This is a genomic window from Planctomyces sp. SH-PL14, from assembly GCF_001610835.1.
In the GTDB taxonomy this organism is placed as follows: Bacteria; Planctomycetota; Planctomycetia; order Planctomycetales; family Planctomycetaceae; genus Planctomyces_A.
Genome location: NZ_CP011270.1, coordinates 26,122 through 40,555 on the forward strand (window position 1 = coordinate 26,122; position 14,434 = coordinate 40,555).

Annotated in this window: 14 protein-coding genes; 4 read left to right on the forward strand and 10 right to left on the reverse strand. The window is 64.9% G+C overall.

The window, feature by feature from the left end:
• Positions 1 to 37: 37 nt before the first annotated feature.
• From VT03_RS00095 to VT03_RS35125, 7 genes are all read right to left on the reverse strand, one after another.
• Positions 38 to 922 carry a DUF1848 domain-containing protein gene (locus VT03_RS00095; protein ID WP_075091093.1) on the reverse strand — a complete coding sequence of 295 codons (885 nt, stop codon included), beginning with the start codon at positions 920 to 922 and terminating at the stop codon, positions 38 to 40.
• Between the two features lie 52 nt (positions 923 to 974).
• On the reverse strand, positions 975 to 2,303 hold the full coding sequence (gene nuoF / locus VT03_RS00100) for an NADH-quinone oxidoreductase subunit NuoF (protein ID WP_075091094.1): 1,329 nt from the start codon (positions 2,301 to 2,303) through the stop codon (positions 975 to 977).
• 123 nt (positions 2,304 to 2,426) lie between these two features.
• Positions 2,427 to 2,624: a hypothetical protein gene (locus tag VT03_RS00105; RefSeq protein WP_075091095.1), complete on the reverse strand. Its 198-nt coding sequence runs from the start codon at positions 2,622 to 2,624 to the stop codon at positions 2,427 to 2,429.
• A complete protein-coding gene (locus VT03_RS00110; protein ID WP_075091096.1) occupies positions 2,621 to 3,223 on the reverse strand; it encodes a zeta toxin family protein in 603 nt (200 codons plus the stop codon). Before VT03_RS00110 ends, VT03_RS00105 begins: the two co-directional genes overlap by 4 nt.
• Positions 3,220 to 3,696, reverse strand: a complete 477-nt coding sequence (locus VT03_RS00115) for an NAD(P)H-dependent oxidoreductase subunit E (protein WP_075091097.1) — start codon at positions 3,694 to 3,696, stop codon at positions 3,220 to 3,222. Before VT03_RS00115 ends, VT03_RS00110 begins: the two co-directional genes overlap by 4 nt.
• Before the next feature lie 136 nt (positions 3,697 to 3,832).
• Positions 3,833 to 5,053 (reverse strand): NADH dehydrogenase (quinone) subunit D, encoded by a 1,221-nt coding sequence (gene nuoD, locus VT03_RS00120; protein ID WP_075091098.1) that lies wholly within the window; start codon positions 5,051 to 5,053, stop codon positions 3,833 to 3,835.
• Positions 5,054 to 5,171: 118 nt separating this feature from the next.
• Positions 5,172 to 5,270, reverse strand: a complete 99-nt coding sequence (locus VT03_RS35125; RefSeq protein WP_369299129.1) for a 50S ribosomal protein bL37 — start codon at positions 5,268 to 5,270, stop codon at positions 5,172 to 5,174.
• A gap of 314 nt (positions 5,271 to 5,584) precedes the next feature.
• On the opposite strand from VT03_RS35125, the gene sufD reads away from it, so the two are divergent.
• On the forward strand, positions 5,585 to 6,901 hold the full coding sequence (sufD, locus tag VT03_RS00125) for a Fe-S cluster assembly protein SufD (RefSeq protein WP_075091099.1): 1,317 nt from the start codon (positions 5,585 to 5,587) through the stop codon (positions 6,899 to 6,901).
• Between the two features lie 993 nt (positions 6,902 to 7,894).
• Complete coding sequence (locus VT03_RS00130) at positions 7,895 to 10,216, forward strand: bifunctional SulP family inorganic anion transporter/carbonic anhydrase (protein WP_075091100.1); 2,322 nt, start codon at positions 7,895 to 7,897, stop codon at positions 10,214 to 10,216.
• Here the strand turns inward: VT03_RS00130 and surE are convergent.
• Positions 10,158 to 10,925: a 5'/3'-nucleotidase SurE gene (gene surE / locus VT03_RS00135; RefSeq protein ID WP_075091101.1), complete on the reverse strand. Its 768-nt coding sequence runs from the start codon at positions 10,923 to 10,925 to the stop codon at positions 10,158 to 10,160. The genes VT03_RS00130 and surE overlap by 59 nt on opposite strands.
• 182 nt (positions 10,926 to 11,107) lie before the next feature.
• Here surE and VT03_RS00140 point away from each other — a divergent pair, with 182 nt between their 5' ends.
• Positions 11,108 to 11,590 (forward strand): hypothetical protein, encoded by a 483-nt coding sequence (locus VT03_RS00140; RefSeq protein WP_075091102.1) that lies wholly within the window; start codon positions 11,108 to 11,110, stop codon positions 11,588 to 11,590.
• A 118-nt stretch (positions 11,591 to 11,708) separates the two neighbouring features.
• Here VT03_RS00140 and VT03_RS00145 read toward each other — a convergent pair whose 3' ends face one another.
• Positions 11,709 to 12,257, reverse strand: a complete 549-nt coding sequence (locus VT03_RS00145) for a hypothetical protein (RefSeq protein ID WP_075091103.1) — start codon at positions 12,255 to 12,257, stop codon at positions 11,709 to 11,711.
• Between the two features lie 819 nt (positions 12,258 to 13,076).
• Between VT03_RS00145 and VT03_RS00150 the strand changes: the two genes are divergently transcribed.
• On the forward strand, positions 13,077 to 13,484 hold the full coding sequence (locus VT03_RS00150; protein ID WP_075091104.1) for a hypothetical protein: 408 nt from the start codon (positions 13,077 to 13,079) through the stop codon (positions 13,482 to 13,484).
• Between the two features lie 36 nt (positions 13,485 to 13,520).
• On the opposite strand, the gene rnc is transcribed toward VT03_RS00150, so the two are convergent.
• Positions 13,521 to 14,255, reverse strand: coding sequence for a ribonuclease III (gene rnc, locus VT03_RS00155; RefSeq protein ID WP_075096857.1), 735 nt, complete (start codon positions 14,253 to 14,255; stop codon positions 13,521 to 13,523).
• Positions 14,256 to 14,434 lie beyond the last annotated feature (179 nt).

Sequence of the window (14,434 nt, forward strand, 5' to 3'; positions counted from 1 at the left end):
GAAGCGCCTCCTCCGCCGGTTCACTTTGAGCCGGAGTTCACCGGGGAGTGAACAGGAATTCCGCGGCGGGGTCGTGCCGTCGATACCGCTCTGCGGCCTTCGGCGCCGAGGCGACTGCGTAGCAGTAGATGCAGCCGTGCGGACAGGTGTCGTACTCCCCGATGTCCCGCGACGGGAGACACCGGCAGGTCGGCCGCGGGGCCTTTCCGCGCGGGGTGACGTCATGTCCGGCGACATCCCGGAGCCGGGCGCCGTCGATACACCGCGCCTCGCCGGTCCCCTCGACCAGCAGCCCGGGCTGTGAGCAGATCGTGAGAGCCATTCCGCGGTCAGCCGCGATCGCCTGGAATTCCGCAAGCAGCGAGCGTTTTGCCTCATCGTCCGGATCGTCCGCCGTGAAGTCCCCGGATGTGGAGGCGGCGGCGAGGTTCCGCTGCGTCTTGCGGTAAAACTGGGTCCACGACACGACCACTTCGTCCGTTGCCCCCGCGAGTGAGCGGCTCAGCGTCTCGAAATTGCGGCGATGAAAGTCGAGATCGGTGAGGCTCGACAGCAGGATCGGGTCGTACCGCCACACGGCAACGCGCGGCCCGTAGATCTCGGCGAGCTTCCGAAAGTCATCGACCGCCCGCCGCGGCGGAATGACGGAGGTTTCGAGTTCCGCCGGATAGCCCGTGATCGTGAACTGAACCGTGAACGGGTAGCCGAGCCCGCGGAGCGTTTCGAGCCCGCCGAAGAACGGGCGGACGTTCCGGGTCCAGAAGACGAACGCGTCAACACCGTCGCGGCCCAGCGGGACCCGCACGACCTGCTTGCGGTTGTACGGGTTCACCATCCGGCAGAAGCCGGCCTGGACGCGGTTGAGCAGCCACTCCCCGTAGAAGGCGGGGATGTCGGTCTTGTAGCTGGCGGAGATGATCATGGCGTCGACGCACGCCGGCCGGCCTTGAGCCGGCCCTCACCGCCCGGCGGAATCAGTGCGCGCCGACCGGATACGGCGTCACGCTCTTCTTGCCGTTGCGGATGTACTCTTCGAAGTCCCCACGAAACTTCTGGATCGCGTTCTTGACCGGCCAGGCGGCCCCGTCAGAGAGACCGCAGATCGTCGTTCCCGGGATGATCCCCATCGAGCCGGCGACTTCGGTCAGCAGATCGAGGTCCCGCATTTCCCCCTGACCGGAGCGGATCCGCTCCAGGATCCGGGTCATCCAGTTCGTCCCTTCACGGCACGGCGTGCACTGGCCGCAGCTCTCGTGGGCGAAGAAGCGGCAGCAGTTGTAGAGAACGTCGACCATGCTCGTCTGGTCGTCGACGACGACGACCGCCGCGGTTCCGAGACCGAGACACCCGGCCTTGCCCGGACCGTTGAAGTCGAGCGGCGTATCGAGTTCGCTCGCCGACAGGAATCCCATGCTGATCCCGCCGGGGACGACCGCCTTCGCCTTCCGCCCCTTCCAGACGCCGCCGGCGTGGTTGTCGATCAGCTCCCGGGCGGTGATCCCGAGCGGGACTTCCACGCAGCACGGGTTGTTGACGTGCCCGGCGACGGTGTAGAGCTTGGGGCCGAGGCTGCCGGGATCGCGCGGGTTGTTCGGGTCCGGCTGGACGCCGATCGAGCGGAACCACTCCTTGCCGCGGGAGACGATGTGCGTCACGCAGCAGAGCGTTTCGACGTTGTTGACGATCGTCGGCTTGCGGAACAGCCCTTCGATGGCGGGGAACGGGGGCTTGATCCGCGGCCAGGCCCGCTTCCCTTCCAGGCTCTCGATGAGGCCGGTCTCTTCGCCGCAGATGTAGGCAGCCGCCCCGCGGTGCAGGACGATGTCGAGGTCGAAGCCCTTGCCGAAGATGTTCTTGCCGAGGATCCCGGCGGCGTAGCACTCCTTGATCGCCGCATCGAGGACGCGGTAGCTGCGGCCGTACTCGTACCGCAGGTAGAGGTAGGCGCTCTTGGAGCGGATCGCGTGGCAGGCGATCGCGATCCCTTCGATGAGCTGGTGCGGGTCCTGCTCCATCAGGATTCGGTTGTTGAACGTCCCCGGCTCCGACTCGTCGGCGTTGATGCAGAGGTAGATCGGTCCCGGGTGATCCTTCGGCAGGAAGGTCCACTTGAGCCCGGTCGGGAAGCCGGCGCCGCCGCGGCCGCGAAGCCCCGAGTCCTTCACGAGGTTCGTCACGTCCGCCGGGGACATGTCGAGCGCCTTCTTGAGCGCCTCGTAGCCGCCATCCCGCTGGTACGTCTCCAGCTTGTGGCTGTCAGGCTTGTTGATCCGGGCGAGAAGAACGGGTTCGAAGGTGGGCACGGGCGTCTCAAATCTACGAAGTCGATCGGTCCGGGCGGACGAGCGAGGCGGCTACAAGATGATGTATTGCGGCGAGGGACTCAAGGTGTGCAGGGGCATTCCCAGAACGTGTGAACGATCCCGCTATTTCCGCTCGGAAGGAGATGCGGTCGAGGGACTTGCATCCAGCGCCGCTTCGATTTCGTCAGGCGATTTCCAGACCGGGGAGCCGTTCTCCCAGACGACCATCGGGAGGCGATACGCCTGATGTAGCCGGATGGCCGGGAGGAGGGCCTTGGCAAAATGATCGGGGAGGGTCCGCGGATCGAACGTCCGATTCATGGCAAGTTCTCCGATCCGTAAGACGCGACGAGTGCGGACCAGAGCGCCTCGTCCCGCACATCGTGAGGAGTGGCGGCCGCTCCTGCCGCAATCACTCGAAGTGATCCACCGACGGAATTGTCGACGACGGTCCAGCGATCGGCAATCGGGAGGTACAGCCGAAACAGGTTCCGCAGTCCGAGCTCATATCTTCGACGAACGACATCGACCGGGATGTCGTGGCCGCCCAGACGGACCCGGTCTGCGACTCGCTGGATGGCCAACTCGGGGGAAGGGAGCCACACGAACAGCAGTTCGACCTGGTACCCCGCGGTCCTGAGCGATCTCAGCCAGGGAGCGTAGGAACGCGTCGCCAGAGTCGTCTCGAAAGCGAACGACGCCCGGTGAGACGCCAGTTCCTCCAGCCTCCGGAGCATCAATCGCCCGGCCTGGAGCGCCGCACTCGCCGGATCGAAGCCCGAGAGCCCCCGGGCAATCTCATCCGCATTCACAAAGTCCCGGAGCTGAAATCCGTCTCGAGCAATCGCCGGAGCCAACGTCGATTTGCCCGCGCCATTCGGCCCGGCAATCACGACGGCAAGCGGCGCGGGCTCGCTCATTTCAGCTCGTCGATCACCTTCGCCGCGGAGTTGACGTCGAGGTTCATGTGGCAGTCTTCATCCACAAGGGCACAGGGGGCTCCTTCGCAGGCTCCCAGGCACTCGGCGAACTCCAGCGTGAACTTGCCGTCCGCGGTCGTCTCACCGGGATGGACGTGGTACTTGTCGCAGATCTGGCCGAGAAGCTCTTCGCCGCCGCGGAGCGCACAGGAGATGCTGCGGCAGACCCAGACCCGGTGCCGTCCCAGCGGATTCTTCTCATCCTTGAAGAACTGGTAGAAGGTCATCGTGTCGTGAACTTCGGAGGGATGCAGCTCCAGAAGTTCGGCGATCTCGCGGATCGCCTCGGTCGACACGCACCGCTGGGCGTCGTGCACGAGGTGCAGGGCCGGCAGCGTTACCGCCCGCTTGTTCGGGTACTTGGGAAAGTGAGCCCGGATCTGCTCGCGAAGTTCTTCAGTGAGGACAGGCATGGGAGCGGGTGGGCGGGGGCAGGGGCCGTTGGGGGTTGTGCGTCGATCGTGGTGAGCCGAGCGTCGCCTTGGCTGTTCGCTGAACCGGAACGGGAAAGCCTGAGCGTATCCCACGCTCAACACTCGTCCCAAGCGATCAGCGATCCAGTTCTGCCGCGATGATATTGAGACTCCCCAGCACGGCGACGACGTCGCTGAGCATGTGGTCCTTGATCATGTGCGGGAAGATCCCGAAGTGGATGTACGACGGCGGCCGGGTTCGGGCACGGTAGGCGCACGTGCCGTCCTGGCCGACGAGGTAGTAACCGAGCTCTCCATTCGGCGATTCGGTCGCGGCGTAGATCTCTTCCTTCGGCACGTCATAGCCGCGGTTCGGCATGATGACTTCGAAGTGCTGGATCAGGCCTTCGATGCTGCGGTAGACCGCCGGCTTGGCCGGAAGGACCGCCTTGGTCCCGGCATCGACGTTGACCGGGCCGCCCGGAACGTTCGCCAGGAGCTGGTTAAGAATCTTGATGCTCTCGGACATCTCCTCCATGCGGACGAGGAACCGGGCATAGCAGTCCCCGCCGTCGGCACAGACGACCTTGAAATCGAGGTCCTTGTACAGGAGGTACGGCTCGTCCTTGCGGAGGTCGCGGACGACGCCGCTGGCGCGGGCCACCGGGCCGGTGGCGCTGAAGCTGATCGCGTCTTCCTTGCTGAGGTAGCCGACCCCCTTGGTCCGGTCGATGAAGATCCGGTTCCGGGTCAGGAGGCGATGGACCTCGGCGTGCGTCTTCGGGAATTCCTTGACGAACTTCCGGACGCGGTCGATCCAGTCGTTGTTGACGTCGAACATGACGCCGCCGACGCGGGTGTAGCTGGTGTGGAACCGCTGCCCCGAGGCGTATTCGACGAGGTTGTAGATCTGCTCCCGCTGCTCGAAGCAGTACAGGAACGCCGTGAAGGCCCCCAGGTCGAGACCGGTGGTCCCGATGTTTAGGAGATGGTCCTGGATCCGCATCAGCTCGGCCAGCACCGTCCGCAGCCAGGTGCAGCGGGCGGTCAGCTCGATCCCCAGCAGCTTCTCGACCGCATGGTGCCACGAAATCTCGTTGGCCATCGGCGAGATGTAGTTCATCCGATCGACGATCGTCACATACTGGTTGAAGTCCAGATGTTCGCCGAGCTTTTCGAACCCGCTATGGAGATAGCCGATGTGGGGAACGGCGTTGACGACGCGCTCGCCATCGAGCGTCAGCACCAGCCGGAGCGTGGTGTGGGTGGCCGGATGCTGAGGACCGAAGTTCAGCGTCCAGTGGTATTCCTTGTCCTGGGCTTCCGCCTGCAGGAGGTCGACGGCGGTCAACGGCATCGTACGCGGACCTGATGAAAGGGGTGGGAGGCCAGAGGTTGCGAACGGCCGGCCACAAAAAAGCCGAGCGGCGACAAACCTTTTGCCGCCGCGGAGGACCGTCCGCCCCCGTCCCGACTCACGTCTTGACGGCCTTGCGCTTCGAGCGGCGGGCCTTGGCGCTGGCCGGACGCGCTCCGTGGTTCGCTTTCTTCAACTTCTTCTGGTTCTTGGACATCGAACGTCTCTCCTGGCAGGAACTCCGCCTGCACTGCTGATCGTGAAGTCGCGAAGATTAGCAGACAATCCGCCGGTGGTGAAGAAGACGAACGGCCCGTTTTTAGGGTTCCCGCAGCAAAGAACCCCTCGCCGCAACCCGTCCAGCCCGTTGGCCGCCCGATTCCGGCGTGATACGATCTTGGGCCCAAACGATTTCGGCCGCGCCGTGCGACCCTGGACCAGTCCGACCGCTCCGCGGTTGAGCTTTCGGTCTTGTAACTCGCCGCTGCCGATCGAGTTGGGGAATCCAGCCCGTTCCTGACCACCACGTCGATGACCACTGCCCACGCCACTGCCCCCGGATACTCCGCCGAGACGTTCGAGGCGTTTCTCTCCCAGCGAGGGGAACCGGACTGGCTTGTCGAGCGACGGCGGAAGGCGTTTGACATCTATGAAGGGAAGCTGGCGGAAGACCTCGACCCCGAGGAATACCGCCGGATCGACCTGCGGACCTTCAAGCCGCAGCAGTTCGCCATTGCTCCGACCGCCCCGGCTAAGGGGACGTTCTCGACCCTGATGGCGGACCGGGCGGAGTTTGGCGGCAGCGTCCTCCATGTTGACGGCCACACGCTGAGCGAATCGCTCTCGCCTGAACTGAGCAAGCAGGGAGTGATCTTCGGCAGCCTGAACCGCCTGATTCAGGAACGCCGCGACGTCCTGGAACCGCACCTCCTCACCACGGCGGTCGAGCCTGACCGCGATCGCTTCGCCGCCTGGCACGCCGCCTTCTGGACCGGCGGAACCGTCCTGTACGTGCCACGAAACGTCGAAGTGAAGGTTCCGCTCCACAGCTTCATCGGACTCCAGGGGAACGGCGCGGCCGATTTCAGCCATACCCTCGTGATCCTTGAAGAAGGGGCCTCGGCGACCCTCCTCGAAGAAACCGGCTCGGCCGATGCCGAGGCGACCGGCCTCCACATGGGCGCGATTGAGCTCCTCGTCGCGAAGGGGGCCCAGCTCCGTTACGTCCAGCTTCAGAACTGGAACGGCAAGGTCCGGCACTTCGCCCACCAGGCGGGCCGGGTCGAGCGGGACGGCATGCTGCAGTGGACCGTGGGAGCCCTCGGCGCCCGGATGCAGCACATCCATCAGGACGTCCACCTCGACGGTCCCGGAGCGAACGCCCAGGTCAACGGGATCACCTTCGCCACCGACCGCCAGCTCCTCTCCTATTACACGCAGCAGTCGCACAACGCTCCGAACACGCACTCCGACCTGCTCTATAAGGAAGTCGTGCGGGACCAGTCCCGCGTCATCTGGCGCGGCATGATCAAGGTCGAGCCGGATGCACAGAAGACCGACGGCTACCAGCGGAACGACGCCCTGATGCTGACCCGCGAGGCCCGCGTCGATGCGATCCCGGGACTCGAGATCGAGGCGGACGATGTCCGCTGCACGCACGGGGCGACGGCCGGCCAGGTGGACGAGGACCAGCTCCTCTACTGCATGTGCCGCGGCCTTTCCCGCTACGAGGCGATGCACGTCATCGTCGAGGGCTTCTTCGCTGAGGTGTACGACCGCGTCCCGGTCGAGCTTGTCCGCGAGACGCTTGGCCTTGCGGTCCAGAAGAAGCTGGGCATCGGGGTGTGAATTGGCTGGGGGGCAGACTTGGTGGCGCTTGGGGTTAAACACCAAGACACCAAGGTTGCACCAAGAACACAAAGAGGAGGAGGGGCGGCCACGGGTGGCCGAGCATCGAAGCCCCTCTCGACGGCCAACCGGTCACCACCTTCCGGGCCTTCTTTGTGCCCTTGTGTCTAACAACCCGCCCGGAAAACAAAGAAAGCCGCCGAGGATCACTCCTCGGCGGCTTCCAGTCTTCACGTTGTCCCAGGTTGTGAGCGACCGGTCGAGGATCGCTGCGAGAAGGATCGTTCGATCGGGTCATGCAAGCATGCACCCTGTTTTTGATCGACGTCCACGCTGGTTTTTGGTCCGCCGGCGCACAACGGGCAGGAACAACGGTGGGTCACGTCCGTGACCCGTTAACGACATCGCATCCAGGATGATCGCGTCACACGCTGGGGAGTCGGTGCTGGTGGTTGCCCGCCAGACACTACCTACATCGGCCGCAGCGCCCGGATCCACCTGCCGATTTCTGAGCGAATCGAAAGATTCCACGGATCATCGAACGGGCGGGCGAAAACTGCCTCCGCCTCGGAAAAACGCTGGGCGTTTCTCAAGCTGCTCTTGACGACGACCCGCCCTCTCCCGGCCCCCGCTTCGCCGCCGGATTACAACGGATCCGCAAGTTCGGAAAACCGTCTTGAACTTCCCGTGATCCGCCGCAACCATTCTTGCGTTTTCGTTATCTTTCAGGCTCTCTGACGAATCCCCTTCGCCGGCTCCATGATCTGCGTTCCCCATTCTGGCCGTCATCACCCCTCGGGGCCTGACGGAATCCTCGAGAAGGCCCTGAGCCGCCCGCCGTCGCGTTGACTTTCCGCGGCCGCGCCGGGGCGAGGCCGTGGTTTTTGTCCGCTTTTTGTCGGCCACATCGAATTCGCAGGGGAAAGCCGCGCGGGCTTCGCTAAGACAGTGAACACTCTGCCGCGGGATCGAAGGAAGAGGAACGCCTCGCTCATGGACAAGAAACATTCGACGCCGAATCTCGGCCGGGACCTCGGCTCGGCACTGGTTGTGTTCCTGGTGGCGATTCCGCTCTGCCTGGGGCTGGCCATTGCGTCTCATCCCGGCGCGGCATCGACCGCCCCGCTCTTCTCCGGCCTCCTGGCCGGGGTCATCGGCGGCGTGGTCGTCGGGGCGTTGAGCGGATCGCAGGTGGCGGTCACCGGTCCCGCAGCGGGACTGACCGCGATCATCGCGGCGCAGATCTCTTCGCTCGGCTCCTTTCAGGCGTTCCTCCTGGCGGTGCTGTTCGCCGGTCTGCTTCAGGTCCTGATGGGGCTGGCCCGCGTCGGATTCATCGCAGCCTTCTTCCCGACGAGCGTCGTCAAGGGGCTGCTGGCGGCGGTCGGCATCATCCTCATCCTGAAACAGATCCCCCACCTCCTGGGGCACGACACCGATCCCGAAGGGGAAATGTCGTTCCAGCAGGTCGACGCCGAGAACACGATCACCGAACTCGGTGAAACCGTGTACGACCTCCACTCGGGCGCGATCCTGGTGGGGGCGGCCTGTCTGCTGTTGCTGTTCCTGTGGGACCGCGTCCGCTGGCTGCGAAAATCCCCGGTCCCCGCCCCGCTCGTCGCGGTAATCGTCGGTCTCGGACTGGCGGCACTCGCCAACGCGATCGGCGGAAGCTGGACGATCGCCGGCAACCACCTCGTCCAGATCCCGGTCGCGAAGACCTTCGCCGAGATGGGGCGGTTCTTCACCTCTCCCGACTGGTCCCGGCTGGGCGACCCGCGGATCTATGTGGCCGCGTTCTCGCTGGCGATGGTCGCCTCGCTGGAAGGGATGCTGAACGGCGAAGCGGTGGAGAAACTGGATCCCCTTCGCCGTAACTCGCGGACGAACCGCGAACTGATCGCCATGGGTTGCGGCAACATGCTGGCCGGAGCCTGCGGGGCGCTCCCCGTAACGACCGTGATTGTCCGCAGTACGGTCAACATCCACGCCGGGGCGACTTCCCGCTGGTCCACCATCATCCACGGCGGACTGATCGCCGTGTCGGTCACGCTCCTGCCGCAGTGGATCAACCGCATTCCGATCGCCTGCCTGGCGGCGATTCTGTTCTACACCGGAACCAAGCTCGCCAGCCCCCGCGTGTTCCGGCGGATGTGGGAGGCCGGCTTCAGCCAGTTCGTCCCGTTCCTTGTGACTGTCGCCGCTATCGTCCTGACCGACCTGATGGCCGGGGTCCTGATCGGACTCATCACGAGTTTCGCCTTCATCATCTACTCCAGCGCCACGACGCCGCTGAAGCTGGTCCGGGAAAAGCACGTCGGCGGGGAAGTCCTGCGGATCGAGCTCGCCAACCAGGTCAGCTTCATCAACCGGGCCGCCCTGACGCACACGTTCGACCGCGTCCCGGTCGGCGGCCAGGTCCTGATCGACGCCCGCGGCACCGACTACATCGATCCGGACGTCCTCGAGCTCATCCGAGAGTTCGAAAATGAGGCGGCTCCCGCGCGGAAGATCAAGGTGAGCCTGCTGGGCTTCCAGGAGCGGTACCACGTCCGCGATCGGGTCGCGTTCCCGGACCACGCCAGCAAGGATGTCCAGCGGAGCATGACGCACGACGAAGTGCTGCAGATGTTCCGCGACGGCAACGAGCGGTTCCGCGAAGGCCGGCCGCTGAAGCGGGACCTCAGCCGCCAGGTCGGAGCGACGGCGGACGGCCAGTTCCCGCTCGCCGTCGTCCTGAGCTGCATCGACTCCCGGACGCCGACGGAGCTGATCTTCGACCTGGGGGTCGGCGACGCTTTCACGATCCGGATCGCCGGAAACGTCGCCCAGGACAACGCGCTCGGGAGCATCGAGTACGCCTGCGCCGTTGCCGGGGCCAAGCTGGTCCTCGTCCTGGGGCACACCCGCTGCGGCGCCGTCGGCGCGGCGGTCGACCTGTTCCGCTCCGGCAAGAGCGCCATGGAAGCGACGAACTGCGAGCACCTCGACTCGATCGTCGGCGAGATCCAGGAATCGATCCACCGCGAGCAGCTGCCGCGCGCCGAGCAGTGGAGCAAGGAGGAGCGGGAGCAGGTTGTCGATGCCGTCGCACGGGACAACATCCGCCGGATGATGACCCGCATCCAGACCGAGAGCGGGATCCTGTACCAGCTCGTCGCCGAGAACAAGATCGCCATCGTTGGCGGGATCTACAACATCCAGACCGCGAAGGTGAAGTTCTTCGAGGCCCAGGGACCGGTCAACGGCGCTTCGCTCAGCACGGGAAAGACAATGGAATCGATTCCCACGCACCTGCTGCCCCCCGGTCGGTGAGGTCGAAGTGCAGCGGGGTGACGGTCGCGTAACCGTTCGTCAGCTCGCACACATCGGTCCCCGGTTCGAGGGAGTGGTTCCGCAGCGGATCGAGGCCGCTCCAGTAATACGGGCGGCCCCGCGGATCGATTCGTTTTTCGACCGTATCGGTGTGCCGCCGGATCGCCATGGAGCAGACCTTCACCCCCTTGGGACCGGCCTCCGTCGTGTCGGGGAAGTTGATGTTCCACAGCATCCCCTGCCGCTCCTCGCGGTTCAGAATCTGGCGGATCAGCGCCACGGCCCGCTTCCCGGCGGCGTGGTAGTCCGGCGGCGTCCCCTGGGCGAGCGAGACCGCGATCGAGTTGATGCCGAAGAACGCCCCTTCAATCGCCGCGGCCACTGTTCCCGAATAGAGAACGTTGATCCCGACGTTCGCCCCGGAGTTGATCCCGCTCACGATCAGGTCGGGCCGGCGGGGGCAGAACTCGAGCACCCCCATCTTGGTGCAGTCGGCCGGGCTGCCGTCGACGGCCCAGCCGTAGCGGCCCGTCTCATCCTTGATCTCGCGGGCCATGATCGGATGGAGGTATGTGATCCGGTGCCCTACCCCGCTCTGCTCGACGAGCGGAGCGACAACCGTCACGTCCCCCAGTTCCTTCAGGACGTCGCTCATGGCGCGGAGGCCGGGGGCGTAGATGCCGTCGTCGTTGACCAACAAAATCTGCATGGGGAACACACCTCAATCCGGAAAGACGCCGGACCATGATCCGGGGCGTCGAGATAACGATCTGATTCTAGGAGAGACCGGCCGCGGCGGTCGCCGGTTCACCGTCATTCTCTCCACGGCTGACGGCCCGACTGGACACGCTATCATCCACCAAACTTTGCTCCACTCGCCTGGGATGCGTGATGCTGTTCGTCGATCTGCTCGCCCGCTGGGCTCACGTTGGTGCCGCCATCGTCCTGATGGGGGGAACGATCTTCACCCGCTACGTCCTGATGCCGGCGGCGAAGGAGCTACCCGCCGATCAGCATGACGCCCTCCGGGCCCGGATCCGGGCGACGTGGAGCCGCGTCGTCTCGATCGGGATTCTGCTGCTGCTCCTGAGCGGCTTCTACAACTTCTTCACGAAGTCGATCCCGCAGCACAAGGGGGACGGGCTCTACCACGCCCTGATGGGGACCAAGATCCTCATCGCCTTCGTGGTCTTCTTCCTGGCCTCGGTTCTGACCGGCCGGTCGCAGAAGTTCGAGTCCTGGCGGCAGCAGCCCGCGAAGTGGCTGACGATCCTGATTCTGCTCTCGGCGGTGACCGCCGGCATCGGCAGCTTCCTGAAGGTCCGCGGCGGCAAGCCGACCCTGGTCATGGTTCCGACCGCGACCGCCGAATAGACCGCGCCGGCCGAGTTGGCCTCAGAAACGAAAACGCCGCCTCGCGGGAATCGAGGCGGCGTCGATGCGGGCTCCTGTCTGGATTGCTCCAGGGGGTCGTTCCGGAGCCGCGGCCAGCTTACTTCGCCGGCTCGGCCTTCTTCTCGTGCTCGTGGTCATGATCGTGGTGGTGCTCGATGGCGCCGGTCGTCGTCTTGCCGCCGACGGTCAGCTCGACCTTCCCCACGACGTCTTCGATGTCCTCGACCTTGGCCGGAACCGCGTCCGCGGCGATGACGTATCGCGAGGACTTCTCGGCGGTCTCCCCGTCCTTCGGGGTCGACTTCGCTTCGAGGGTGACGTCCTTCTCTTCGGCCTTCACGACGAGCTTGACGGTCGCCCCTTCAACCGGCGCGGCGGTCTTGGCGTCGCCGCCCAGGATGTAGATCGAGATCTCGCGAGTCGGGGCCATGGCGACTTCGCCGTGGTATTCGCCGAGCTCGATGATGTGGCCGCCGTTGGGGCCGTGTTCGTGGGCATGATCGTGATGGTCATGTCCGTGGTCGTCCCCCTTGCTGACGGGAGTCGTGTTGGAGACAGGCTTCGGCTGGTTGGCGTTCTCGCAGCCAGCCAGCAGCAGGCCGCCGGTCAGAATCAGGCCCAGGGTGCGGCGGGAAAGGCGAATCATAGGTCTCTCGAACTTCCTGAGTGCGACGAATGCGAGGGGCTGTGTCACGTCCTCCGTGACTCTCCTGACCTCTCGCAGGCGTACGTTAGCAGATGGCCTCCTGCAAATCCTATGCACCAGGGTTTTCGGCCCCGGCCCGACTAGCTTTCCCTGTGTCTGGGGGTTTCACGAATTGGGAGACGTTTGAACCACGGAGGCGCGGAGGGGCGCTTCGCCAGTCTCGTGGACGCGTTCGTGAGATGCTGCGGGAGGAGACAGGGGGCCACGGATGAACACGGATCAACACAGATAGAGGCAGGGATGCCATCGCCGATTGGCGGTCGCCAAAGACAGGTCTCACCGGGTCCAGGGGCACCCTGGTGGGGAGTGCAGAGGGGCAACGCCCCTTTGCCCGCCGGAGGCCTGGCCGTCGAGAGATGTCTGAAGGAGATCGTGTCCAAACGCGGACACAGTGCCGTATGCCCCCTTACTAATCCGCGGGGATTGCAAAACAAGCGGTGTGGTGTGGGGGAGTCCTCATCGCCGGTACCACAAAGGGGATATCCGTTGCGTCCCACGGTTCTTCACAGGAGTGCCTCCGGCGGCAAGGGGGCCTGTGTTGTTTCTTGGCCCCTTGACCCCGGCTGCCGTGGCACATTGGGTTTGAGCTATGGGAGCTTCGCCGGCAAGGACGCGGTTCGAGCCAACACGTCCTCCTTGACAACCGCAATCCAGCGAATGCGCCCAGCATCCGACGAACCGCGCCCGCCTGCGGTGCAAAGTTCCCGGCTGTCACCTACCCTCGCAGAAACTTCTCTCCCGCATTCCCCGCCATCTCCGATGTCACTCCTGCACCAGATCCGGCTTCGCGGTCCCTGGGAGTTCTTCTCCTCCGATGCGGTCGACGGCGCACCGGCACGGATCGATCTCCCCGAGGAGTGGGAACGCCTCAGCGAATTGGCGGGACCGGTCCGGCTGCGGCGGCGATTTCATCGGCCGACCGGCCTCGATGCGAAACAACAATTGAAAGTTCGCGTCCCGGGAAGCGCGGACGGCTGCGGCATCGAAGTGAACGGCCGTCCGGTCGACCGCAGTCCTCACGAGCAGGAGAGCGTGGTCTGGACGCTCCCCCCGCTGGAGGCCAGCAACGTTCTGGTCATCATGCTTTCCGGCAGCGACGACCGCGACTGGTCGACCTGGCAGGAGCCGGTCGTCCTCGAAATCCACGATGCGCCGCCCGCGGGCTGAGCCCATCGGCCGGCGATCTCCGATCGGCTCGCACGCCTACTCCGCGGTATGGGGCGGCTCGGCCCCTTCCATGACGCAGAGCGCGTTCTCAGCCGCCCGCTGCTCCGCCGATTTCTTGCTGGGGCCCCACGCTCCGGGGAACTCCTGGTCCTTGACGACTGCCGCCACTTTAAAGCACTTCGAGTGGTCGGGGCCCTTCTCGTCGATCACCCGGTAGCCCGGTGTCGCCCCCTGTTGCCGCTGCACCGACTGCTGAAGAATACTTTTGTAGTTGATCCCCGATTCGAGCTGCGCCGCGGACAGGATGTCGTCCATGAACAGCCGCTGGACGATGGCATGCGCCTTGTCGAACCCGCCGTCGACGTAGATCCCGCCGATGATCGCTTCGATGGCGGCCGCAATCACCGAAGAGGGGAGCCGCCCATGCGCCGAGATCCCCCGGCCCAGGACGAGATACTTTTCGAGCCCCATCCGGCGGGCCAGCGTGGCGCACGAGGCGCGGCTGACGACGACCGACTTGATCCGAGTCAGCTCCCCTTCGGCATTGGCCGGAAAGCGGGTGAAGAGCGTCTCGCAGATCGTCAGTCCCAGGACCGCATCCCCGAGAAACTCGAGCCGTTCATTCGATTCCAAGCGGGTCTTGGCCGCCGACGCGTGCGTCAGGCACCGGTACAGCAGATCCTTGTCGCGAAACTCATAACCGAGAACAGCTTCGCATTCGGCCAGAAGCTCGGGTGAAACCCCCGGGCTTCCGTTGTCCTTCTTCGACATGTGACATTCCCAGGCGAAGCACGCCCGCCGGCAGCTTGCCGGGAACGCACCCGCAGTGAGGGGAAAGGGGACCATGAAGAAGGAGACCGGCATCCGCCAGGCGGACAACGGTCTCCTTGTTCACACAACGGGATTGTGATGCACGACACGGCTTGAAGCAATCCGCGAATCCCGGGGCG

Coding starts and splice junctions, on each gene's coding strand:
- VT03_RS00095 (WP_075091093.1), bottom strand. CDS start 922: ATGATCATCTCCGCCAGCTACAAGACCGACATCCCCGCCTTCTACGGG.
- VT03_RS00105 (WP_075091095.1), bottom strand. CDS start 2,624: ATGAATCGGACGTTCGATCCGCGGACCCTCCCCGATCATTTTGCCAAG.
- VT03_RS00110 (WP_075091096.1), bottom strand. CDS start 3,223: ATGAGCGAGCCCGCGCCGCTTGCCGTCGTGATTGCCGGGCCGAATGGC.
- VT03_RS00115 (WP_075091097.1), bottom strand. CDS start 3,696: ATGCCTGTCCTCACTGAAGAACTTCGCGAGCAGATCCGGGCTCACTTT.
- nuoD (WP_075091098.1), bottom strand. CDS start 5,053: ATGCCGTTGACCGCCGTCGACCTCCTGCAGGCGGAAGCCCAGGACAAG.
- VT03_RS35125 (WP_369299129.1), bottom strand. CDS start 5,270: ATGTCCAAGAACCAGAAGAAGTTGAAGAAAGCGAACCACGGAGCGCGT.
- sufD (WP_075091099.1), top strand. CDS start 5,585: ATGACCACTGCCCACGCCACTGCCCCCGGATACTCCGCCGAGACGTTC.
- VT03_RS00130 (WP_075091100.1), top strand. CDS start 7,895: ATGGACAAGAAACATTCGACGCCGAATCTCGGCCGGGACCTCGGCTCG.
- surE (WP_075091101.1), bottom strand. CDS start 10,925: ATGCAGATTTTGTTGGTCAACGACGACGGCATCTACGCCCCCGGCCTC.
- VT03_RS00140 (WP_075091102.1), top strand. CDS start 11,108: ATGCTGTTCGTCGATCTGCTCGCCCGCTGGGCTCACGTTGGTGCCGCC.
- VT03_RS00145 (WP_075091103.1), bottom strand. CDS start 12,257: ATGATTCGCCTTTCCCGCCGCACCCTGGGCCTGATTCTGACCGGCGGC.
- VT03_RS00150 (WP_075091104.1), top strand. CDS start 13,077: ATGTCACTCCTGCACCAGATCCGGCTTCGCGGTCCCTGGGAGTTCTTC.
- rnc (WP_075096857.1), bottom strand. CDS start 14,255: ATGTCGAAGAAGGACAACGGAAGCCCGGGGGTTTCACCCGAGCTTCTG.